Origin of the sequence: Pseudomonas sp. RIT409 (assembly GCF_003052515.2) — a bacterium.
In the GTDB taxonomy this organism is placed as follows: domain Bacteria; phylum Pseudomonadota; class Gammaproteobacteria; order Pseudomonadales; family Pseudomonadaceae; genus Aquipseudomonas.
This window is the reverse complement of sequence record NZ_QARE02000025.1, coordinates 41,823-62,113: the sequence shown is the minus strand read 5'-3', so window position 1 is coordinate 62,113 and position 20,291 is coordinate 41,823. Positions and strand designations below refer to the sequence as shown.

Sequence of the window (20,291 nt, the reverse complement as noted above, 5' to 3'; positions counted from 1 at the left end):
GATCAGGTGGCCTCAGTGATCAATTGATCGAACTGCGCCAGCAGCGCCTGCAGATGCCGGGTGTCCCGGGCATTGCCCGCGTAGGCCATCTGCGCCATTTCGAGAATACCCGATGCATTGGGCAGCGCCAGATCCTGCTCCAGAATGATCTTCATCCGGGGCAGGAAAATCCATTGCAGCCACTGCTCGAAGTCCAGCGTGTCGACGCAAAACGGCTCACGGCTCGCCAACGCATCGTCACTGGGTGGTTCATCGCTCCACCAGCCCAAGACACGCAGCTCGCGCTCGATCAACAACAGTTGATCGGCCACTTGTGGAAGCCGCTTATCCATTGGCCTTCTGCCGCGCCAGCGCAGCGCCCGCCGCATCACCCTGTTTTTCGCGAGCCTGAGCGATCAGCCCCCACAGGCTGGCTTGCAGGCTGGGACGGCCATTGGCATACGTCAGGCCGCGGCGCGCCAGCTGCTCGGCTTGAGGCGCATCACCTTGAGCCAGGCGCACTTGGGCCAGACGATACAGCACCTGGGGCTCGCGAGGTGCGACGCGCTGGGCACGCTCAAGGCTGGATGAAGCGCCATTGAGGTCGCCACTGCCCTGCTGTTGTTGGGCGGTCGTGAGCAATGCGAGCACCGGACCATCGAGTTGTTCATCGGCGGACAGTCCACCGCCCGATGCGGGCGGAATACCGGTCGGGGCCGAAGAAGGCAGGGTATAGGTACTGGTCGACGCCGAGGGCGGTGTATAGCCGTTGTTTACCGGAGCCTGATTGACCGGTGCCGAGTCGACAGGCGCCGTGCTGATCGGCGCCGATGTGGGCGGCACGAAGGTCGAGATCGGCGCAGCGCCCGCCCCTCCTGGAACCATCACCGTAACGCCCGAATCCTGATCGACCGCTTGCGGAGCCTGGTTCTGCTGCACAGGTGCACGGTAGGCCGCGTTACGATTGGCCGAAACACGCTCACCGTTCGACACCCGCGAACCGGAGTCAACGACAGGAATGTTGCCGCGCGTTTGTGTCGCGCAGCCGTTGAGCAAAGCCAGGGCCGTTAGAGCCGGAATCCACCACTTGTTCACTTCACACCCTCTCGCTTAATTCAACCAGCCTTTGACCCAGTCCATCACCGATTCGGCGGGGGCCGACGGCCCACCGCAAGCCGGCCCGGGTTGCGGCTCACTGCCGCGAATATACGGCATCTGCACGGCACCTGGGCAGCTCGCGTCGGTGCCCTGCCCGGTCGCTGCGTTGACCCACGCCATCACGACGTTGTCGGGCATCGCCATATCCAATGGTAGTGGGTCGGCCTTCTTCATGAAATTGGTCCAGATCTGCAACGCACCCGTGGCCCCGGTAAACGGCGTCTTGCCGTTGTCGTCTCGGCCCATCCAGACGATTGCCAGCAGGTCCTGACTGAAGCCCGCGAACCAGCTGTCTCGGGAATCGTTGGTGGTGCCGGACTTACCTGCCAGATTCAACGTACTCGGCAGGACGCTGTAGACGGATTTGCCGGTGCCTTCGCGCATCACCCGCTGCATCGCGTTCTGCAGGAGATAGATAGAGCCTGGATCGAAGCGCTGTTGAATCTGGAACGGATAACGCTTGAGCGGCTCGCCCTCAGCCGTCAACACGCTACGAATGCCGCGCAACGGCGTGTTGAAGCCGCCGCTGGCAATGGTCTGGTACATGGTGGCGACCTCGATCGGGCTCAAGGCCCCCGCCCCCAGAAGCATCGAAGGAAAGGTCGGCCAGTCACGGTTTACACCCAGTTTGGTGAGGGTCTTGAAGACGTTCGGCACCCCCAGGTCGAGCCCCAGCTTGGCGCTGGACAGGTTGTAAGAATGCGCGAGCCCTTGGTAAAGGAAGATATTGCCGTGCGCCTTGTGGTCGAAATTCTGCGGCTTCCAGATCTGGCCGTCGGCACCTTTGACTTGAAACGGCTCGTCCGGGATCCAACTGGTCAGGGTGTATTGCTGAGGGCGCTCGAGGGCCGTCAGGTAAATGGCCGGTTTGACCAGCGAGCCGATGGGACGTACCGCATCCAGGGCTCGGTTGAAACCGGCGAAGCCGGCCTGGCGGCTGCCGATCAACGCCTGCACTTCCCCGGTTTCCGGATTGGTGACGACCATCGCCGTCTCCATTTCGTCCGCGCCCTTGCGCCCCGCAATCTTGGCGAAACTCTCGCGAACCGCGGCTTCGGACTTCATCTGCAGAATCGGATCGAAGCTGGTGAAGATGCGCAGCCCTTCTTCGGTCAAGTCTTCATCCCGGTAGTCCTGACGCAACTGACGCTTGACCAGATCGAGGAAGTCCGGGAACGAGCTGTCGGCCAGCGAACCGGTCTTGGTCACGCCCAGCGGCATTTTCTTCGCGGCAGCCACTGCCTCAGGCGACGCGACACCTTGCTGTTCGAGCAGGTCGAGCACCAGATTGCGGCGCTCCAGGGCCCGGTCCGGATTGCGGCGGGGGTTGTAGTAGGACGGACCTTTGACCAGCCCCACCAACAGCGCCACCTGATGAAGTTTCAACTCGGACAAGGGTTGACTGAAAAAGTACTGACTCGCCAGACCAAAGCCGTGCACGGCGCGCTGTCCGTCCTGCCCCACGAAGACCTCGTTGAGGTAGGCCTCCAGGATTTCCTGCTTGCTGTAATGAATCTCCAGCAGGATTGCCATCATGGCTTCGGTCAGTTTGCGCGTGATGCTGCGCTCGTTGGTTAAATAGAAGTTCTTGACCAACTGCTGGGTCAGGGTAGACCCGCCCTGCCGCATCTGACCCGCCGAGGCGTTGACCCAGAAAGCGCGCGCAATCGACTTCGGCGAGACGCCGAAGTGGTGGTAAAAGTCCCGGTCTTCGACAGTGACCAGAGTATCGAGCAGGTAAGGTGGGGCCTGATCCAACTTGATGAGAATTCGGTCTTCCAGGTTTTTCGGATACAAGCCGCCAATCAGCAACGGCTCTAGGCGCGCCACAGCCAATTTGGCGCCGTTGGCCGCGGTCAGGTCAGCGACATAATCTCCTGAAAAGCGCACATGGATCTGCTGAGCGGGGTCAGCACCTTCATAGAACTGAAAGCCGCGAGTATTGAGGTCGACGCTGTTACCATTCACCGATGCCGCGCCGGGGCCATTGGCCACACTTTCGCGGCGGTAACCCAGCGCGTCGAGTTCGATGAGAAAATCATCGCGTGACAGCTTCTGGCCAACGAACAGTTCCAGCGGACGGGCGTAGACCTTCGCCGGAATGGTCCAGCGCTTGCCAGAAAATTTTTCCTGGACGATGGAATCCAGATAAACGGCGAAGCAGGCCAGTACCACCAGCCCGACCAGGCTGAGTTTGAGGGCCCAGCCCAACAGGCTGCGCAGGCGACTGTTGGTGGGTTTGGGGGCTTTTCGGGAAGTGCGGGATCGAGTCATGGCGGCGGATTATACGCACTTTCAAAGCCATCGGCAGACCACCCTCCTGGCGGTTTTCAGCAATGCGCCGAGCGGCCATAATGGCCACCTTTAGTCATATCGATATCGACTTATCACCTTTTCAAGGATCGTCCGTGAGCCAGACTCTGATAGCAGCGCTTCAAAATCCTGCCCTGTTCGACCATCCCGTGGACCAGTTTCAGGTCATCGAGACGCATATTTCCTGGGTGTTGCTCACAGGCCCTTACGTCTACAAAATCAAGAAGCCGATGAATTTCGGCTTCCTCGACTTCACAACGCTGGCCGCACGCGGGCACTTCTGCGAGCAGGAATTGAAGCTCAATCAGCGCCTCACCGATAATTTGTATCTGGAGGTGTTGCCCGTTACCGGTACCGCTGACGCGCCGCAACTGGGCGGGGCGGGCGAGCCGATCGAGTATGCGTTGAAAATGCGTCAGTTCTCTCAGGACGGATTGCTCAGCACGCTGCAAGCCAAGGGTGAGTTGACCACCGCGCACATCGATGACATGGCCCGCCAGATCGCCGAATTCCACCTTAATGCCCCACGGGTGATGGCGGAAAATGTGCTGGGCTCGCCTGAAAGCGTCATGGCACCCGTCACGCAGAACTTCGAGCAGATCTTGCCATTTCTCACCGAGAAGGCCGACCTGGTTCAGTTGCAGGCCTTGGAAGCCTGGGCCAATACCAGTTTCGAACGTCTCAAGCCGCTACTGGCACAGCGCAAACAGGATGGCTTCATCCGTGAGTGTCACGGTGACATTCACCTTGGCAACATCACCCTGATTGACGGCAAAGTGGTCATTTTCGACTGCATCGAGTTCAACGAGCCATTCCGCATGACCGACGTGTACGCGGACATCGGCTTTCTCGCGATGGACCTGGAAGACCGTGGCCTGAAGAGCCTTTCGCGTCGTTTGATCAGCCAGTATCTGGAGCACACCGGCGATTACGCGGGCCTGGAACTGCTTAATTTCTACAAGGCGTATCGTGCACTGGTGCGCGCCAAGGTTGCGCTGTTCAGCCTGTCTCCCGATGCCGACCATGTTCAACGTGCGACCACCCTTCGCCAGTACCGCAATTACGCCAATCTGGCGGAGAGCTACAGCGCGATCCCTTCGAATTTTCTGGCGATCACGCACGGTGTATCCGCCGTTGGCAAAAGCCACGTGGCCATGCGCCTGGTAGAAGCATTGGGGGCTGTCCGGCTGCGTTCGGACGTGGAGCGCAAACGCCTGTTCGGTGCGAATCAGGACCTGTACTCGGCTGAAAGCAGCACAAAGACCTACCAGCGCCTGAACGAACTGGCCGCTACCGTGCTCCGTGCCGGCTTCCCGGTCGTGGTCGATGCCACCTACTTGAAACACGAGCAGCGTAAGGCAACCTGGGAGGTCGCCGAGGCCCTAGGCGCCCCGTTCCTGATTCTCGATTGCGCAGCGCCCAAGGCTGTTATCGAAGGCTGGCTGGCGCAGCGTCAGACGAAAAACGAAGATCCTTCCGACGCGACCATGGCCGTAATCGAAGCGCAATTGGCCAACCGCGAACCGCTGACCGACGACGAAGCCCGGTTCAGTCGTCATGTCGAAACCAACATCAGTGGTGACCTGGACAAACTGGTCACAGACATCCGCCAGTACCTACCGGGCCTGTAACGCGCTCAGAATCGCTTTCATCGGATCGTGAAGAGAATCACTTCACGATCCGATGATGGTGGCATTATAATGGCGTCAGAATTCCAACAAGGTGACGCCATAATGAACCAGCCCAAGCAGCTCGACTCGCCGCTCTTCGCCTTGCTGCGAAAAGATGACGTGACCGCCTTCAACCTCCAGCGGCCAAAGAACGGCCCAATCGACCTGGCAGGTGGCGACTTCCGAGGGTTGGACCTGCGTGACCTGAACGCCGATGAAGTGGATTTCACCGACGCCTATTTCCGGTCGGCGGACCTGCGCGGCGTCGACTTCCGCAACGCTTCCCTCGAAGGTGCCAGCATTGCCCATGCGCAGATATCCGGCGCCTATTTCCCACCTGAATTGAGTGCCGACGAAATTCTCATGTCGGTCAATTTCGGCACGCGTCTGCGTTACCGCACCCGTTGATCTGACAGGGCGCCATTCGAAGCCCCTCGTTCGAAGCTACCGTCCGGCAGGCCGTCGACCGCTTTCCTGCAACTGCCCGCGGGGCGGGCTGACGTGCAACTACGCTTGTTAAGTGGGGTTGAATCCGCAGTTCCGATCAGCTCAGGAGGTTTGACATCAGGAGAACGACCCGCCAGGAGGCGCCATGGAAGACGAACTGTTGAGCTTGAAAAACCTGGGTAAGACATCGACCCAATGGCTTCACGCCGCCGGCATTCACAGCACCGCCGATCTGCGACGGCTGGGCGCGATCCGTGCCTACAACGCGGTGAAAAGCCGCGGTTTCCACGCGTCACGAACGCTTCTGTATGCGCTAGAGGGTGCACTTCGCGGGCGACATTGGTGTGAACTCCCCCCGGAGCTGAAACACGCGCTCAATCAGGAACTGCTCAGCCTGGACCGCGAGCGCGAAGAACCGCAGATCGACAACGCTGCAAAATAGTCCAAGCAGCCTGTTGACTTACAAATGAGAATCACTATGATTATCACATCCGGTCGCGAGACTGGCTGGTAACCTGAAAGGCTCCTTGGTTCGGACTCTCAGATTATCTCCTCATCAGGCTAATCACGGTTTTTGACCCGGCTTTTGCCGGGTCTTTTTTTGGCCGAAGATTTTCGATCCGCTTACGAGCGAACACCCAAATGGGCGAGCAGGTCGTCCAGCAGACTGTTGCCACCCAATCGCATCCGCTCCGGCTGCAACCAGGCGGGGCCAAAACGCGCCTCGGCCATGCTCAGGTAAATGCGGGCTTCATCCAAAGTACGGACATTTCCGGAAGCCTTCACGCCCACGTGTGAACCCATTTCCGCAACGGCTTCGATGAGTATTCGCGCAGCCTGGGGCGTTGTGCCCGCTATCTGCTTACCCGCAGTGGTCTTGAGAAAGTCCGCCCCCGCCCGAATCGCCATGCGGCAGACATCATGGATGATTTGCGGATCACGCAAGACCCCGGTTTCCAGTGTCACCGTCAACGTCGCGCGCTGTTCGCACAGAGCCTTCGCGGCGGCAATCATTTCGCCCCCGATCTGCTTGTTTCCCGCGAGTTGTGCATGAAAGGGATACAGCAGATCGACCTCATCGACCCCCATTTGCAGCACCGACTGAATTTCCGACTCAGCCGTCGAGATCGACGCGCCGGCCGTTGGAAAATTCACCGCAGCAACGACCTTCACTTCTCGGGCCTGCAGCGCATCGAGCGTTCTGCGCGCCAAACCGGAAAAGCGCGACGACACGCAGACACCGGCGACATTTCCAAGGGGAGTCAACGCTCGCTCACACAGTGCGATGATGCGGTCATCGCTGTCGTCGGCGTTCAATGACGTCAGCTCCAGGAGTCCAAGCGCCTTCTGCGCCACCTCTTCATTGCTTTCGAACACCCTGCTCATATCCAGCTCCTCGATACCCGGCGATGTCGGGGAGCGACAATAAGGCAGGGCGAGACCGTGCGGGGCCTCATAAAGACGTCCGAGAGCGAACTTACGCGACTATCAGAGAGGTCTGTCGGACTTTGCCTGCGACAAGTCCGGGATTATCAGCGAGAAGGCATTCGCATAGGCGCGCAGCCATCATGCTCGGGCGATGCCGGCGTATACCAGACGAAATCGGTGCTGCCAGGCTCGATCACAGTCCCCGCCCGGGCGAACAACAACACAACAGGCTTTTCGGCAACGCTCAAATCTGCGATGTGCAAAGGCACTCCCGAATCCTTTCTCACCTGATCACTGCCAGCGAGCAAGAGCACGGGTGTGGGAGCTTCGAACACGCGCTGCGCCATTCGCCGGTTCCGTTGTAGGTGAATGGCCAAGATGGCGGGGAAAGCATCCTGCAACAAGCCACCATTGGATTCACGCACCTGCGCCAGCAATGCGGCATCTTCGGAAGCGGACGTAGAGAGAACGCCACCGAGAGCCAGGCGCTGATGATAGATCGCCGCCACCTCATGGGCAGCCAGATTGGCTGCCAGCACCGGGTAGGGCTGAGCCAGGGCGAAGCGCATTATCGGCCCGTAAAAAGTCCAGTCCCAGCCGATTTGCCAGTCCAGCTCGGCCTGCACATCGGTTGGGTATCGACCTTGTCGGATCTGACGCTGAATGGAGTCGACCTTCGATTGCTGTTCCGGGGTCAGCATTTCAAGCAACAGACTGCCCTGAGGTCGCTGGTCACTCAACGCCTGCAGCAGCCACAGCGCCAGAGCAGGGTGGTTGGGGTTGTCGTGCTGCTCACCCACCAGAACGCGCGGGGCAATGACCAGGCGGCTGATCAGCTGTTGGGTTGTCAGTGTCTTTCCGTTGCTCAAATCCTGAATCATGCAAGCCCTACATGCTTATGACCTTTTGGGCGTTGCCAGGATGGTAGAAGTGGCAACATCTGAGGCGGCTGGCGGCGAAAACCACAACGGCTACCCGATCAGCAGATAACGTCACACGCGCCTTGGTCAGCGCGCAATGATCAACGGATACCCCCGCTCGGGGTGGGGCCGTACCAACACTTCGAGGCCAAATACCGCTTGCAGTGCGTCTGGGGTCAGCACGTCATCCGGGGTACCGGACACGTAGGTGCGCCCGGCCTGGAGCAGCATCAGTCGGTCACAATACCGGGCAGCCAGGTTCAGATCATGCAGAATCACCATCACCGCCCCGCCTCGGTCAGCAAACCCGCGTACCGCTTGCAACAAGGTGTGCTGATGCAGCGGGTCGAGCATCGAAGTGGGTTCATCCAACAGCAGCGTCTGCCCGCCCTCCCCTGACCACACTTGCGCCAACACCCTGGCCAGATGCACGCGCTGACGTTCCCCGCCCGACAGCGCGAGGTAGCTGCGTCCTTGAAGGTGCGACGCGTCAGCCGCTTCAAGGGCAGCCTGAACGATTTCAGCGTCACGATCGCGACCGCTGCCATGGGGCAACCGGCCCATCGCCACGATTTCTCTGACGTCAAAACCGAAACTCAAGGATGAACTCTGCGGCAAGACCGCCAAACGTGTCGCCCTGGCCTGGGCCGACCAGGATGAAAGCGGCTGCCCATCCAGCCAAGGCTGCCCGTGCGTCGCTTTCAATTCCCCACACAATGCGCCTAGCAGCGTGCTCTTGCCAGCACCGTTCGGTCCTAAAACACCCAGCACCTGCCGTGGTTGAAGTGTCAGGCTGATATCGCTCAACACACAGGTGCCATTACGGTGAATGCTGAGTGCATCGACTTGCATCATCACGGACGACCTCGCACCAGCAAGAAAAGGAAAAACGGCGCGCCGATGAAGGCTGTCACGATGCCGATCGGTAGTTCTGCCGGGGCCAGCACCAGCCGGGCGAAGACGTCTGCCAACAACAGCAGGCTTGCGCCCGCCAGCGCCGAAGCGGGCAGTAGCACCCTATGGTCAGGGCCGACCACCAGACGAATCAGGTGGGGGACGATCAAGCCCACGAAGCCGATCAAACCCGCCGCCGCCACAGCGGCGCCTACCCCCAACGCGATGCATAACACCAGTTCGCCCTTGAGCCTCTCGACCTCGATGCCTAAATGGCGAGCTTCCGATTCGCCGAGCAGCAGCGCGTTCAACGCCTTGGCGCGGCGTGGTAGCCACAGAACAACCAGCAAGCAGACCACTAACAGTGGCCAGACCCTCGCGTAGCTGGCGCCGTTGAGCGTACCGAGGTTCCAGAAGGTCAGCGTACGCAACGTGGCATCGTCCGCCAGATACGAAAACAAGCCGATGATAGAACCGGCCAGCGCCGTCATCGCCACCCCCGCCAAGAGCATGACACCGACGCTGGTCTGCCCGTCGCGCTGCCCCAGCCGGTAAACAATGCCTGTCACGATCAAACCGCCACCGAACGCTGCGATCGACAGCAGGTAAGGCGCCAGCCACTCAGGTAACCCGCCCAGCCAGGCACTGGAGACAATCGCCACCGCCGCCCCCAGCGCTGCGCCACTGGAAACGCCCACCAGTCCCGGATCGGCAAGCGGATTCCGGAAAAGCCCCTGCATCGCCACGCCAGAGAGCGCCAAGATAGCGCCCACAGCCAGCCCCAGCAACGTTCGGGGAAGGCGGATCTGGCCGAGAATCAGCTCAGCCTGTTGCAGACCATCCTCGGCCACCGGCAGGCCCAGCAAGTGCAGGCCGGCGCGCAGCGTATCGCCTGGCGGCAGAGTGACAGGACCGAGCGCCAAGGACATCCAGACCGCCAACAGGCATGCCCCTATCAGAAAAGTGATCAGCGTGGGCGGCGAAAGAACCTTCTTCATTGGGCCTGAGTGCCCTTGGTATAGAAAGCTTCGGACAGCGTTTTCATGGCATCAGGCAACCGAGGCCCGAGCCCGCCCACCAGCAATGTCGGATCGACCTCGACCACACGTTTATTGCGCGCTGCAGGGGTAGCGGCCAATAGCGGGTTCTCCTTGAATAAAGCAGTCGGGGGCGAAGCGTTGCCTTGCATGCGATCAGTGATCACCAGGACTTCAGGCTCCAAACCCGCCATCACCTCCGTGGAGAGAATTTTGTAGCCCGTGTGGGTCGCCAGATTGCGTCCGCCCGCCTGCTTGATCAACCAATCGCCTACCGTGCCAAGCCCGGCGACCATCGGCCGCGAACCGGCGTGACTGACCAGCAACAGGACGCCGGGAGCGGGTTGCCGATGCTGGGCCTGCTCCACCCACCGGTGCTGCTCATCCAACTGCTGGGCATAATGCTCACTCAGTTCTCGCGCTTGGTTTTCCTCACCGAGCAATCTCCCTAGGGTGTGCAAATTGCTGCGAAGCGCCGAAGTGTCAGCGGTCGCCGAAAGAACCTCAACGCGCACGCCCGCCGCGCGCAACTGCTCCAGCACGGGGGGAGGCCCCATTTCTTCGGTGCCAACAAGAATATCCGGACGCAGGCTCAGTATCCCTTCCGACGACAACTGGCGTTGATAACCGATGCTCGGCAGCGCTTTAAGCGTGGCAGGATGCTGGCTGGTGGTGTCGATACCCACCAGACGCGATTGACCGCCTAGTGCCACGACCCACTCCGTCAGCGCCCCTCCGGCACTGACCCAGCGTTGGGGAGGTTGCGACTCGGCCAGCACACCAGGGGAAAGTGAAAGTGCGATCAGCAGCGCGGCGAGCCCGACGATGAAGCGCATGAAAACGTCCTTATACAGGGTGCGGCTCGACGATGAAGTGCCAGCGAGAGGGACGGCATCGACGCGAAATTGGAAGAGCTGTCAGACTCAGTCACATGACAGCCGGCCTATTTGATAATGACTTGCATTTACACGTCAAGCGCGAAGGAGATTCCGCTGAAATACCTCTGCAAAAGAAGCGAACTGCGGGAAGGCACGAGTCGAGGTTTTGAAATCGATGGAGATTCATTACTGGCGGTGCGGCGTGCCGGGCGCGTGTACGTCTATCGAAACCGCTGCCCTCACCGTGGCGTGAAATTGGAATGGCAGCCGAACCGGTTTCTCGACGCCAGCGCCAGCTTGATCGAATGCGCAACACACGGCGCGTTGTTTCTGATCGAGAACGGTGAATGCATCGCCGGGCCTTGCGCTGGAGAATCCTTGAGCGCCATCGACTGTGGAGAAGACGCCCACGGCATCTGGGTCAATCTGTAAGCACGGCGTCGGTCAAATGAATGGCAAGCCTGCGATCCACGCGCACTGTTTGTGGCGTCAGTTGAACCCCATAGGCCATCACCTCGACGCCTGCCGCGACCGCTTCGCGTAACGCCACGACATAAGCGGCGTCGATTTCTTCCGCCGGGCGCACGGCCTCGACACCCGTGAGGTTGACGCAGTACAGCAACACGGCGCGCACGCCGTCCCTCGCCAGCGCAGCGAGTTCTCGCAGGTGCTTGGCGCCGCGCTGCGTCACGGCGTCAGGAAATGCCGCCACGTCATCGGCGTCGAACCCCAGCGTGACGCTTTTGACTTCGAGAAAGAGCGGGCCATCCGGGTAGTCCAGCCGAAAATCCACACGGCTGTTTTCCTGACCGTACGCCACTTCGCGCCGCAACCCGGTGAAGCCGTTCAGTTCGGTGATCACGCCGGCCAGCAGCGCTTCCTCGACCAGCTTATTGGCACGCCCCGTGTTGACACAGGCGAAGCGCCCCTGAGGCGTTTCGCTGATTTCCCAGGTGCCGGGCAGCTTGCGCTTGGGATCGCTGGAGCGGCTGAACCAGATACGCCCTCCGGGCATCATGCAGTTCAACATCGAGCCGGTATTGGGACAGTGGATGGTCAGCCGCTCGCCAGCGGGTGTTTCGACGTCGGCCAGAAACCGCTTGTAGCGCTGGAGCAGGCGCGCCTCTTCAAGTTCAGGAGAGAAATGCATCAGCCTTGCCAGCTGCGCAGTCCACGCACGATCCGCTCCACCGCCTGCTGCAAGCGCTCGATGTTTTGGGTATAGGCAAAACGCACATGATGGCTGGCCTGATGACGCCCAAAATCCAGGCCGGGTGTGAAGGCAACATGTTCCGTCTCAAGAAAGTGGCGACAGAACGCAAACGCATCGCCGCCGAACGCGCGAATGTCGGCATACAGATAAAAAGCGCCCTGCGGCTCGACCGCAATGTTGAAACCCAACTCACGAAGGGCCGGGAGTAGAAAATCCCGGCGTTTGCCGAATTCGGCACGGCGCTGTTCGAGTATTTCCAGGGTCTCAGGCTCGAAGCACGCCAACGCCGCGCTTTGCGCCATGCTCGGCGCACTGATGTACAGGTTTTGCGCGAGTTTCTCCAGATCGCCGATCGCCGCCTCAGGCGCTACCAGCCAGCCCAGCCGCCAACCGGTCATGCCGAAATACTTCGAAAAACTATTCAGCACGAACGCCCCGTCATCCACTTCCAGCACGCTGGCAGCGTCAGTGCCGTAGGTCAGGCCGTGGTAAATCTCGTCCACCACCAGATGGCCCTTGCGGGCGGAGAGCGACGCCGACAGTGCGGCCAGCTCATCACGGTGCAGCAGCGTGCCGGTCGGGTTGGCCGGCGAGGCGACCAGCGCGCCCACGCTGTCTTGATTCCAGTACTGGGCGACGAGGTCCGGCGTCAACTGGTAGCGCATTTCCGGCCCGACAGGCACCAGTTGCGCCGCGCCCTCGACCAGACGGAGGAAATGCCGGTTACACGGGTAACCCGGGTCAGCCAACAGCCAGTGTTTACCTGGGTCGACCAGCAAGCTTGAAGCCAGCAACAGGGCACCGGAGCCTCCTGGTGTAATCAGAATACGGCCCGGGTCGATGTCGACGCTGTAGCGCTGCTGGTAAAAGCCGGAGATGGCTTCGCGCAACTCCGGCAGGCCTCGGGCAGCCGTATAGCGGGTTTTTCCTGCAGCCAATGCCGCTTGCCCGGCTTTGATGATGGGCTCGGCAGTGGTGAAGTCCGGCTCGCCGATTTCCAGATGAATCACATCGTGCCCAGCTGCCTGCAATTCATTGGCCCGCGCCAGCAGGGCCATGACATGAAAAGGTTCGATGGCGCGACTGCGCGCACTGTAAGGCTGGGACATCGGTCTTCCTTTTATGACGAGTGTCGAAACAGGAGGACAATTCTACTCAACCGTCTTGCGACCGACAGAACTATCCGCGCCTCAGTGCGCCGATGATCCATAAGTGCCAACGGGGTTGTGCGAAGGACTAGACTGATGGCACTGCAAAATAATATAAAACCGGGCGCTTTGGCCGCGGTCATAGTTCACGGGCGCGTTGTAGAGCCAAGCTCGACAACCGGGAGTGGCGCGCTCCGATTCGATCTGGTAAGTTCGCCCGCTTGCAGCCGCAGGGCCGGCGGGCGCCGGCGATGGATCATTACCCTGCGCAATGGCTTAGAAGAGTGAGAGGCGGTCCGTTCATGCCCACCGAAGAAAAGCAAAAGAGCAATCAAATCAGCGGTTTCGAACCCTATGTTCCGGCGAAGGACGAGGAGTACATGGGCGCGCCCATGCGAGCTCACTTCACCAAGATCCTGAACAAGTGGAAACAGGAGCTGATGCAGGAAGTCGACCGCACCGTTGATCACATGAAGGACGAGGCAGCCAACTTTCCCGACCCGGCCGACCGTGCCAGCCAGGAAGAAGAATTCGCTCTGGAACTGCGCGCTCGTGACCGTGAGCGCAAGTTGATCAAGAAGATCGACAAGACGCTGCAACTGATCGAAGACGAGGAATATGGGTGGTGCGAGTCGTGCGGTATCGAGATCGGCCTGCGCCGTCTGGAAGCCCGCCCGACTGCCGACCTGTGCATCGACTGCAAGACACTGGCTGAAATCAAGGAAAAGCAGGTCGGGAAATCCTGATCTGTTCCCTGCAAGACAAAGGACGCTTCGGCGTCCTTTGTCGTTTTCGGAAGCCGAAGGGTCTTTCCCTGGCTCTCCTTGATGTCCAACCCGTTGCTGAAGAGAATCAACGACGAGTGCAGACGCTTGATCGATCCGGGCAAGGTCCTACGCGCACTGGAGCGTCGTCCTGTTTTTCCCTCATTTGATTTCCAGTACCATCGTCGCCCATGAAATCCCCTTCTTATATAGGGCGCTTCGCGCCGACCCCCAGCGGTTATCTGCACTTTGGCTCGCTGGTCGCGGCGCTGGCGTCCTATCTCGATGCCCGAGCCGCCGGTGGCAAATGGCTGATGCGCATGGAAGACCTGGACCCGCCTAGAGAAGAACCCGGCGCACAAGCCGCCATTCTCGACACACTGGAAACCTACGGTTTCGAATGGGACGGCGAGCTGGTCAGGCAGAGTGATCGTCATGACGCCTATCAAGCGATCATCGACCGCTGGTTCAGTCAGGGGCTGGCCTATGCGTGCACCTGTTCACGCAAGCAGTTGGAGGATTTTCACGGTATTTATCCGGGGATTTGCCGCAACATGGGGCACTCGCCCGTCGACGCGGCCATCCGCATCCGCGTGCCCGAGTTGGAATATCGCCTGGCAGACCGCGTACAGGGCGAGTTTCGCCAGCATCTGGGCCGCGATGTCGGCGATTTCGTGATTCGACGCCGTGATGGGCTGTATGCGTATCAGTTGGCCGTGGTCCTCGACGATGGCTGGCAAGGCGTGACCGACATTGTTCGAGGCGCCGACCTGCTGGACTCCACACCGCGTCAGCTGTACCTGCAGGAATTGCTGGGGCTGCCGCAGCCGCGATATCTGCACGTGCCGCTGATCACCCAGCCGAACGGGCACAAACTCGGCAAGTCCTACCGTTCCCCGCCACTGCCGGTCGATCAGGCGACACCGTTGCTGCTTCGGGCATTGCGAGCCTTAGGGCAGCCAGCACCCGACGAGCTGTCGTTCGGCAGTCCACAGGAAGTGCTGGCTTGGGGAATCACTCACTGGAATGCCGATTCGATCCCGCGCGTCACCTGTATTGAAGAAGCTCGAATAGACTGATCCAGAGCGGTTGCCTCGGCGTGCAGCACAAAGCTGGCCGAAACGTCGCTTGCAGCCTGATCGCCATCCGTTACCATGCCGCTCCTTCGGGCTCATGTCTTGGTCACGCACCACCTGGGAGGCCACATGTACATTTACCGGCTGGTCCTGCTCCTGGTAGTAGGCATCTACCTCTTCTCCCCGGCCATCATGGACTGGTGGATCGACGCGACAGGCGCCTGGTATCGGCCCTACATGCTGTGGCTGATTCTGATCGTGGTGACATTCATTCTGCAGAGCCAACGAGATGCCGATGAGCTTTAGCCTGACCCAGATGATTCTGGTCAGCGCAGCCTACCTGCTGGTGTTGTTCGGCGTAGCCTGGATCAGCGAGCGCGGTCTGATCCCTCGCTGGATCATTCGCCACCCGCTGACGTACACGCTGTCCTTGGGCGTATACGCCAGTGCCTGGGCGTTCTACGGGACCGTCGGCCTGGCTTACGAATACGGCTACGGTTTCCTGTCCAGTTACCTGGGGGTGTCAGGCGCCTTTCTGCTGGCGCCAGTACTGCTCTACCCGATCCTCAAGATCACCCGGACCTATCAACTCTCGTCGCTCGCCGATTTGTTCGCCTTTCGTTTTCGCAGCACCTGGGCCGGGGCGCTGACGACCGTCTTCATGCTGATCGGCGTATTGCCGCTGCTGGCGCTGCAGATTCAGGCGGTCGCCGATTCCATCGGCATTCTGACCCGCGAGCCCGTCCGCAATTACGTCGCGCTCGCTTTTTGCGTGCTGATCATCCTGTTCACCATTTTTTTTGGCTCACGGCACATTGCCACGCGGGAAAAGCACGAAGGACTGGTGTTCGCCATCGCATTCGAATCGGTGATCAAGCTGGTCGCCATCGGTGGCATCGGGATCTACGCGCTTTACGGGGTGTTTGACGGTCCGCAAAGCCTGGAACAGTGGCTATTGCAGAATCAGAGCGCCTTGGCCGCACTGCACACTCCGCTGCAGGAGGGTCCATGGCGCACCCTGCTGCTGGTGTTTTTCGCATCGGCGATCGTGATGCCGCACATGTATCACATGACGTTCACCGAAAACCTCAACCCGCGCTCGCTGGTCAGCGCCAGTTGGGGGCTGCCGCTTTTTCTGCTGCTGATGAGTCTAGCGGTACCGCTTGTGCTGTGGGCGGGCCTGAAACTGGGTGCTACCACCAGTCCTGAATACTTCACACTGGGCATCGGCATCGCCGCTCACAATCCGCTGCTGGCATTGTTGGCCTATGTTGGTGGCCTTTCGGCCGCGAGCGGGCTCATCATCGTCACGACCCTCGCGTTGTCTGGCATGGCGTTGAACCACCTGGTGCTGCCGCTCTATCAACCGCCGGCCGAGGGCAATATCTATCGCTGGCTGAAGTGGACCCGTCGCGGCCTGATCGTTGCCATCATCATGGCCGGCTACGCGTTCTATCTATTGCTCGGGGCCCGTCAGGACCTTGCCAATCTCGGCATCGTCGCTTTCGTCGCCACTTTGCAGTTCCTGCCAGGCGTGCTGTCGGTGCTGTACTGGCCAGCCGCCAACCGACGCGGCTTCATGGCGGGGCTGATCGCTGGAGTGGTCGTTTGGATGGTGAGCATGCTGTTGCCGTTGATCGGCGACTTCCAAGGCTTCTACATCCCCCTGTTGAACATGATTTACGTGCTGGATGACACCAGTTGGCACATGGCGGCCATCGCTTCACTGGCCGCCAACGTGCTGGTGTTCACCCTGATCTCATTGTTCAGCAACCCCAGCCCTGAGGAGGCCAGCGCAGCCGAAGCCTGCACGGTGGACAACGTCCGGCGCCCACAAAGACGAGAGCTGTACGCCGCGTCTCCCCAAGAATTCGCGACGCAGCTGGCCAAGCCGTTGGGGGCCAAGGCCGCTCAAAAGGAAGTCGAACAGGCGCTGCGTGACCTGTACCTCCCCTTCGACGAGCGCCGCCCTTATGCACTGCGTCGTTTGCGGGATCGAATCGAAGCCAACCTGTCCGGGCTGATGGGGCCGAGCGTCGCCCAGGACATGGTCGAAACTTTTCTGCCGTACAAGTCCGGCGGCGAAAACTATGTCACCGAAGACATCCATTTCATCGAAAGCCGCCTGGAAGATTACCATTCGCGCCTCACCGGCCTCGCCGCCGAGCTTGACGCATTGCGCCGCTACCATCGTCAGACCTTGCAAGAACTGCCGATGGGCGTCTGCTCACTGGCCAAGGATCAGGAAATCCTGATGTGGAACAAGGCGATGGAAGAATTGACCGGCATCGCTGCGCAAAGGGTAGTCGGCTCGCGCCTGGAGACCATCGTCGACCCATGGCGACAACTGCTGCTGGGGTTCATCAATGTGCCTGACGAACACCTGCACAAGCAACGCCTGGCCCTGGACGGGCAAACGCGCTGGTTGAACCTGCACAAGGCCGCCATCGACGAACCGCTGGCGCCGGGCAACAGCGGGCTGGTGATTCTGGTCGAAGACCTGACCGACACGCAGATGCTCGAAGACAAACTCGTGCATTCCGAGCGCCTGGCGAGCATCGGTCGGCTGGCCGCTGGCGTCGCCCATGAGATCGGCAACCCGATCACCGGTATCGCATGCCTCGCGCAGAATCTGCGCGAGGAGCGCGAAGAAGATGGCGAACTCACGGAAATCAGCAGCCAGATCCTCGAACAGACCAAACGGGTTTCGCGCATCGTGCAGTCGCTGATGAGTTTCGCCCATGCCGGTGGGCATCAGCGTTCCGACGAAGCGGTATGCCTGGCCGAGGTCGCCCAGGATGCCATTGGTCTGCTGGCGCTTAACCGGCGCAATTTCGAGGTGCAATTCTATAACCTGTGCAACCCGAACCATTGGGTCGATGGCGATCCGCAGCGCCTTGCACAGGTACTGATCAACCTGCTTTCCAACGCCCGCGATGCCTCGCCTGCGGGCAGTGCCGTGCGGGTCAAGAGCGAAGCCTCCGAACATACGGTCGATTTGATCGTCGAAGACGAAGGCACTGGAATTCCCAAAGCGATCATGGACCGCTTGTTCGAACCGTTCTTCACCACCAAGGATCCGGGTGAAGGGACTGGACTGGGGCTCGCACTGGTCTATTCCATCGTTGAAGAGCATTATGGACAAATCACCATCGACAGCCCGGCCGATGCCGAGCAGCAGCGCGGAACCCGCATTCGGGTGACGTTACCGCGACATGTCGAAGCGACGTCCGCTGTGAACTGAGACCGTCGAGAGTACCGAATCAATGCCGCACATTTTGATCGTCGAAGACGAAACCATTATCCGCTCTGCCTTGCGTCGTCTGCTGGAACGTAATCAGTACCAGGTCAGTGAAGCCGGATCCGTGCAGGAAGCTCAGGAACGTTTCAGTATTCCCTCCTTTGACCTCATCGTCAGCGACTTGCGCCTGCCCGGTGCGCCAGGCACTGAACTGATCAGGCTGGGTCAAGGCAAGCCCGTATTGATCATGACCAGCTACGCCAGCCTGCGCTCTGCCGTGGACTCGATGAAGATGGGCGCGGTGGACTACATCGCCAAGCCGTTCGACCACGACGAAATGCTTCAGGCCGTATCCCGCATCCTGCGCGACCGACAGACCACCCAAGGCGTCCAGCCGGATCGCGCTGCCGCCCCCGGCAAAGTCGGCACGCCCGATAAGGGGCCGAACAATAGCAACGGCGAAATTGGCATCATTGGCTCCTGCCCACCGATGCAGGACTTGTACGGCAAGATACGCAAGGTCGCGCCTACGGACTCCAACGTGCTGATTCAGGGCGAGTCCGGCACGGGCAAGGAACTGGTCGCGCGGGCTTTGCACAACCTGTCCCGTCGCGCCAAGGCGCCGATGATTTCGGTCAACTGCGCGGCCATTCCCGAAACGCTGATCGAATCCGAGCTGTTTGGCCACGAGAAAGGCGCATTCACCGGCGCCAGTGCGGGTCGCGCAGGCCTGGTGGAAGCGGCGGACGGGGGCACCCTGTTCCTCGATGAAATTGGCGAACTGCCCCTCGAAGCGCAAGCGCGGCTACTGCGCGTGCTTCAGGAAGGCGAAATTCGCCGGGTTGGCTCGGTGCAATCGCAAAAAGTCGATGTGCGCCTGATCGCAGCGACGCACCGGGACCTCAAAAGTCTGGCCAAAGTCGGCCAGTTCCGTGAAGACCTTTATTACCGCCTGCACGTCATCGCGCTGAAACTGCCTGCCCTCCGCGAACGCGGCGCGGATGTCAATGAAATCGCCAACGCCTTCCTGGCCCGCCAAAGTGCGAAGGCCGGCCGCAATGACCTGCGCTTCGGCCCGGATGCAGAACAGGCCATACGTCAGTATTCCTGGCCGGGCAATGTGCGCGAACTGGAGAACGCAGTCGAGCGAGCGGTCATTCTGTGCGAGAACCCGGAAATTTCCGCGGACCTGCTGGGCATCGACATCGAGTTGGGCGAACTGGACGTCGATGAGTTCATTGGTCTGGCGCCACAGCAGCCCTCAACAAGCTCGACCGCTCAGGAGCCGACGGAAGATCTTTCTCTGGAGGACTACTTCCAGCACTTCGTACTCGAGCATCAGGATCACATGACCGAGACCGAACTGGCCCGCAAGCTCGGCGTGAGCCGCAAGTGCCTGTGGGAGCGTCGTCAGCGGCTCGGCATCCCTCGTCGCAAGACGGGTGTGGCCAGCGAAACCTGAGGTCATCCCTTCGCGCATGGCTCTGGCACGCGGCATCCAGGGCATTGTGAAAAAACTGTTACCTCACTGGCAAGGCGTAACAACAACCGGGGCGTACGGTAACGTAGCCCCGGTTTTTTCTGACTACAAAAAATCGCGTCGATTTGCCACACCCTCGTATTTAAAGGGCTGCGCGGCGTTTCGCAAAAGTTGGCATGCCTCCTGCTATCTCTAGCTGTACAAAAACAACAAAAATCAGTCACCCGCAAAAACAACACAATAAAAACAAGACGAATCGACTCACGCATAACAAAAACAACACGGCGGAGGCGCAGCTAACTGATTCTTTTGGAGAGGCGTTGCATTTAGGACTTGTTCCGCAACCAGGCCGAGAACAACAAAAACTACCCTCAAGGTAGAGCCTGAACTGGTTGGATCGATTGATCATTGCAGCACAGCGACCAAAGCAATCCGTTTGCTCTTGACTCCCGATTGGGAGGTTTCACTGGCGAAAAGCCGTGAATTGGGCGCTTAACAAAAACAAAAAGCCCAACAGACAATAAAAATAAGAGCACACACTTTGGGGGAGCTTCGGCTCCCCCAGTAGCTTCCACAGAACGCTCGACCCGCCAGCCAGGCCAATCCCGGCTCGGCCTTATTCGCAAAGCCTCCCTCGCCTTCAAG

General features: G+C 60.0%; 19 protein-coding genes. 9 read left to right on the top strand and 10 right to left on the bottom strand.

Annotated features, from left to right (window positions below):
* Window positions 1-2: 2 nt before the first annotated feature.
* From DBP26_RS23550 to mrcB, 3 genes are read right to left on the bottom strand one after another with little or no spacing between them, the layout of a single operon-like run.
* Window positions 3-332, bottom strand: a complete 330-nt coding sequence (locus DBP26_RS23550) for a YqcC family protein (protein ID WP_108239898.1) — start codon at window positions 330-332, stop codon at window positions 3-5.
* Window positions 325-1,074 (bottom strand): tetratricopeptide repeat protein, encoded by a 750-nt coding sequence (locus DBP26_RS23545; RefSeq protein WP_108239899.1) that lies wholly within the window; start codon window positions 1,072-1,074, stop codon window positions 325-327. The genes DBP26_RS23550 and DBP26_RS23545 overlap by 8 nt, the downstream gene beginning before the upstream one ends.
* Window positions 1,075-1,089: 15 nt before the next feature.
* Entirely contained in the window at window positions 1,090-3,411 is a 2,322-nt protein-coding gene (gene mrcB / locus DBP26_RS23540) for a penicillin-binding protein 1B (protein ID WP_108239900.1), read from the bottom strand.
* Between the two features lie 134 nt (window positions 3,412-3,545).
* Here mrcB and DBP26_RS23535 point away from each other — a divergent pair, with 134 nt between their 5' ends.
* The 3 genes from DBP26_RS23535 to DBP26_RS23525 all read left to right on the top strand — a co-directional run bounded on the left by DBP26_RS23535 (window position 3,546) and on the right by DBP26_RS23525 (window position 6,009).
* Window positions 3,546-5,081, top strand: coding sequence for a bifunctional aminoglycoside phosphotransferase/ATP-binding protein (locus DBP26_RS23535; RefSeq protein ID WP_108239901.1), 1,536 nt, complete (start codon window positions 3,546-3,548; stop codon window positions 5,079-5,081).
* A gap of 102 nt (window positions 5,082-5,183) precedes the next feature.
* Entirely contained in the window at window positions 5,184-5,528 is a 345-nt protein-coding gene (locus DBP26_RS23530; protein ID WP_108239902.1) for a pentapeptide repeat-containing protein, read from the top strand.
* A gap of 184 nt (window positions 5,529-5,712) precedes the next feature.
* Entirely contained in the window at window positions 5,713-6,009 is a 297-nt protein-coding gene (locus DBP26_RS23525) for a TfoX/Sxy family protein (RefSeq protein WP_108239903.1), read from the top strand.
* A gap of 182 nt (window positions 6,010-6,191) precedes the next feature.
* Here DBP26_RS23525 and deoC read toward each other — a convergent pair whose 3' ends face one another.
* From deoC to DBP26_RS23500, 5 genes are all read right to left on the bottom strand, one after another.
* Window positions 6,192-6,953, bottom strand: a complete 762-nt coding sequence (gene deoC, locus DBP26_RS23520) for a deoxyribose-phosphate aldolase (protein ID WP_108239904.1) — start codon at window positions 6,951-6,953, stop codon at window positions 6,192-6,194.
* Between the two features lie 146 nt (window positions 6,954-7,099).
* The gene (locus tag DBP26_RS23515) at window positions 7,100-7,876 is read right to left on the bottom strand and encodes a ChaN family lipoprotein (RefSeq protein WP_108239905.1); all 777 of its coding nucleotides are present in this window, start codon (window positions 7,874-7,876) and stop codon (window positions 7,100-7,102) included.
* A 126-nt stretch (window positions 7,877-8,002) separates the two neighbouring features.
* Window positions 8,003-8,770 carry a heme ABC transporter ATP-binding protein gene (locus tag DBP26_RS23510; protein ID WP_108239906.1) on the bottom strand — a complete coding sequence of 256 codons (768 nt, stop codon included), beginning with the start codon at window positions 8,768-8,770 and terminating at the stop codon, window positions 8,003-8,005.
* Window positions 8,770-9,753 carry an iron chelate uptake ABC transporter family permease subunit gene (locus tag DBP26_RS23505; RefSeq protein ID WP_177411125.1) on the bottom strand — a complete coding sequence of 328 codons (984 nt, stop codon included), beginning with the start codon at window positions 9,751-9,753 and terminating at the stop codon, window positions 8,770-8,772. Before DBP26_RS23505 ends, DBP26_RS23510 begins: the two co-directional genes overlap by 1 nt.
* Window positions 9,754-9,803: 50 nt before the next feature.
* On the bottom strand, window positions 9,804-10,682 hold the full coding sequence (locus DBP26_RS23500) for an ABC transporter substrate-binding protein (protein ID WP_108239908.1): 879 nt from the start codon (window positions 10,680-10,682) through the stop codon (window positions 9,804-9,806).
* A gap of 156 nt (window positions 10,683-10,838) precedes the next feature.
* Between DBP26_RS23500 and DBP26_RS23495 the strand changes: the two genes are divergently transcribed.
* On the top strand, window positions 10,839-11,156 hold the full coding sequence (locus DBP26_RS23495) for a Rieske 2Fe-2S domain-containing protein (RefSeq protein ID WP_108239931.1): 318 nt from the start codon (window positions 10,839-10,841) through the stop codon (window positions 11,154-11,156).
* Here the strand turns inward: DBP26_RS23495 and sfsA are convergent.
* Complete coding sequence (gene sfsA / locus DBP26_RS23490; protein ID WP_108239909.1) at window positions 11,146-11,874, bottom strand: DNA/RNA nuclease SfsA; 729 nt, start codon at window positions 11,872-11,874, stop codon at window positions 11,146-11,148. The two genes, DBP26_RS23495 and sfsA, sit on opposite strands and share 11 nt — an antisense overlap.
* Window positions 11,874-13,046: a pyridoxal phosphate-dependent aminotransferase gene (locus tag DBP26_RS23485; RefSeq protein WP_108239910.1), complete on the bottom strand. Its 1,173-nt coding sequence runs from the start codon at window positions 13,044-13,046 to the stop codon at window positions 11,874-11,876. The genes sfsA and DBP26_RS23485 overlap by 1 nt, the downstream gene beginning before the upstream one ends.
* Window positions 13,047-13,387: 341 nt before the next feature.
* Between DBP26_RS23485 and dksA the strand changes: the two genes are divergently transcribed.
* The 5 genes from dksA to DBP26_RS23460 all read left to right on the top strand — a co-directional run bounded on the left by dksA (window position 13,388) and on the right by DBP26_RS23460 (window position 19,628).
* Window positions 13,388-13,831 carry an RNA polymerase-binding protein DksA gene (gene dksA, locus DBP26_RS23480; RefSeq protein ID WP_108239911.1) on the top strand — a complete coding sequence of 148 codons (444 nt, stop codon included), beginning with the start codon at window positions 13,388-13,390 and terminating at the stop codon, window positions 13,829-13,831.
* Window positions 13,832-14,040: 209 nt separating this feature from the next.
* Window positions 14,041-14,928 (top strand): tRNA glutamyl-Q(34) synthetase GluQRS, encoded by an 888-nt coding sequence (gene gluQRS / locus DBP26_RS23475; protein ID WP_108239912.1) that lies wholly within the window; start codon window positions 14,041-14,043, stop codon window positions 14,926-14,928.
* 126 nt (window positions 14,929-15,054) lie between these two features.
* Window positions 15,055-15,231, top strand: coding sequence for a hypothetical protein (locus DBP26_RS23470; RefSeq protein ID WP_002552060.1), 177 nt, complete (start codon window positions 15,055-15,057; stop codon window positions 15,229-15,231).
* A complete protein-coding gene (locus DBP26_RS23465; protein ID WP_177411124.1) occupies window positions 15,215-18,169 on the top strand; it encodes a sensor histidine kinase in 2,955 nt (984 codons plus the stop codon). The genes DBP26_RS23470 and DBP26_RS23465 overlap by 17 nt, the downstream gene beginning before the upstream one ends.
* A 22-nt stretch (window positions 18,170-18,191) precedes the next feature.
* Window positions 18,192-19,628: a sigma-54 dependent transcriptional regulator gene (locus DBP26_RS23460; RefSeq protein WP_108239914.1), complete on the top strand. Its 1,437-nt coding sequence runs from the start codon at window positions 18,192-18,194 to the stop codon at window positions 19,626-19,628.
* Window positions 19,629-20,291 lie beyond the last annotated feature (663 nt).

What these genes read in the sequence shown, in the direction of transcription:
- dksA (WP_108239911.1), top strand. Translation starts at nt 13,388, where the DNA reads ATGCCCACCGAAGAAAAGCAAAAGAGCAATCAAATCAGCGGTTTCGAA.
- DBP26_RS23525 (WP_108239903.1), top strand. Translation starts at nt 5,713, where the DNA reads ATGGAAGACGAACTGTTGAGCTTGAAAAACCTGGGTAAGACATCGACC.
- DBP26_RS23550 (WP_108239898.1), bottom strand. Translation starts at nt 332, where the DNA reads ATGGATAAGCGGCTTCCACAAGTGGCCGATCAACTGTTGTTGATCGAG.
- DBP26_RS23500 (WP_108239908.1), bottom strand. Translation starts at nt 10,682, where the DNA reads ATGCGCTTCATCGTCGGGCTCGCCGCGCTGCTGATCGCACTTTCACTT.
- sfsA (WP_108239909.1), bottom strand. Translation starts at nt 11,874, where the DNA reads ATGCATTTCTCTCCTGAACTTGAAGAGGCGCGCCTGCTCCAGCGCTAC.
- mrcB (WP_108239900.1), bottom strand. Translation starts at nt 3,411, where the DNA reads ATGACTCGATCCCGCACTTCCCGAAAAGCCCCCAAACCCACCAACAGT.
- DBP26_RS23465 (WP_177411124.1), top strand. Translation starts at nt 15,215, where the DNA reads ATGCCGATGAGCTTTAGCCTGACCCAGATGATTCTGGTCAGCGCAGCC.
- gluQRS (WP_108239912.1), top strand. Translation starts at nt 14,041, where the DNA reads ATGAAATCCCCTTCTTATATAGGGCGCTTCGCGCCGACCCCCAGCGGT.
- DBP26_RS23460 (WP_108239914.1), top strand. Translation starts at nt 18,192, where the DNA reads ATGCCGCACATTTTGATCGTCGAAGACGAAACCATTATCCGCTCTGCC.
- DBP26_RS23485 (WP_108239910.1), bottom strand. Translation starts at nt 13,046, where the DNA reads ATGTCCCAGCCTTACAGTGCGCGCAGTCGCGCCATCGAACCTTTTCAT.
- deoC (WP_108239904.1), bottom strand. Translation starts at nt 6,953, where the DNA reads ATGAGCAGGGTGTTCGAAAGCAATGAAGAGGTGGCGCAGAAGGCGCTT.
- DBP26_RS23515 (WP_108239905.1), bottom strand. Translation starts at nt 7,876, where the DNA reads ATGATTCAGGATTTGAGCAACGGAAAGACACTGACAACCCAACAGCTG.
- DBP26_RS23530 (WP_108239902.1), top strand. Translation starts at nt 5,184, where the DNA reads ATGAACCAGCCCAAGCAGCTCGACTCGCCGCTCTTCGCCTTGCTGCGA.
- DBP26_RS23470 (WP_002552060.1), top strand. Translation starts at nt 15,055, where the DNA reads ATGTACATTTACCGGCTGGTCCTGCTCCTGGTAGTAGGCATCTACCTC.
- DBP26_RS23510 (WP_108239906.1), bottom strand. Translation starts at nt 8,770, where the DNA reads ATGATGCAAGTCGATGCACTCAGCATTCACCGTAATGGCACCTGTGTG.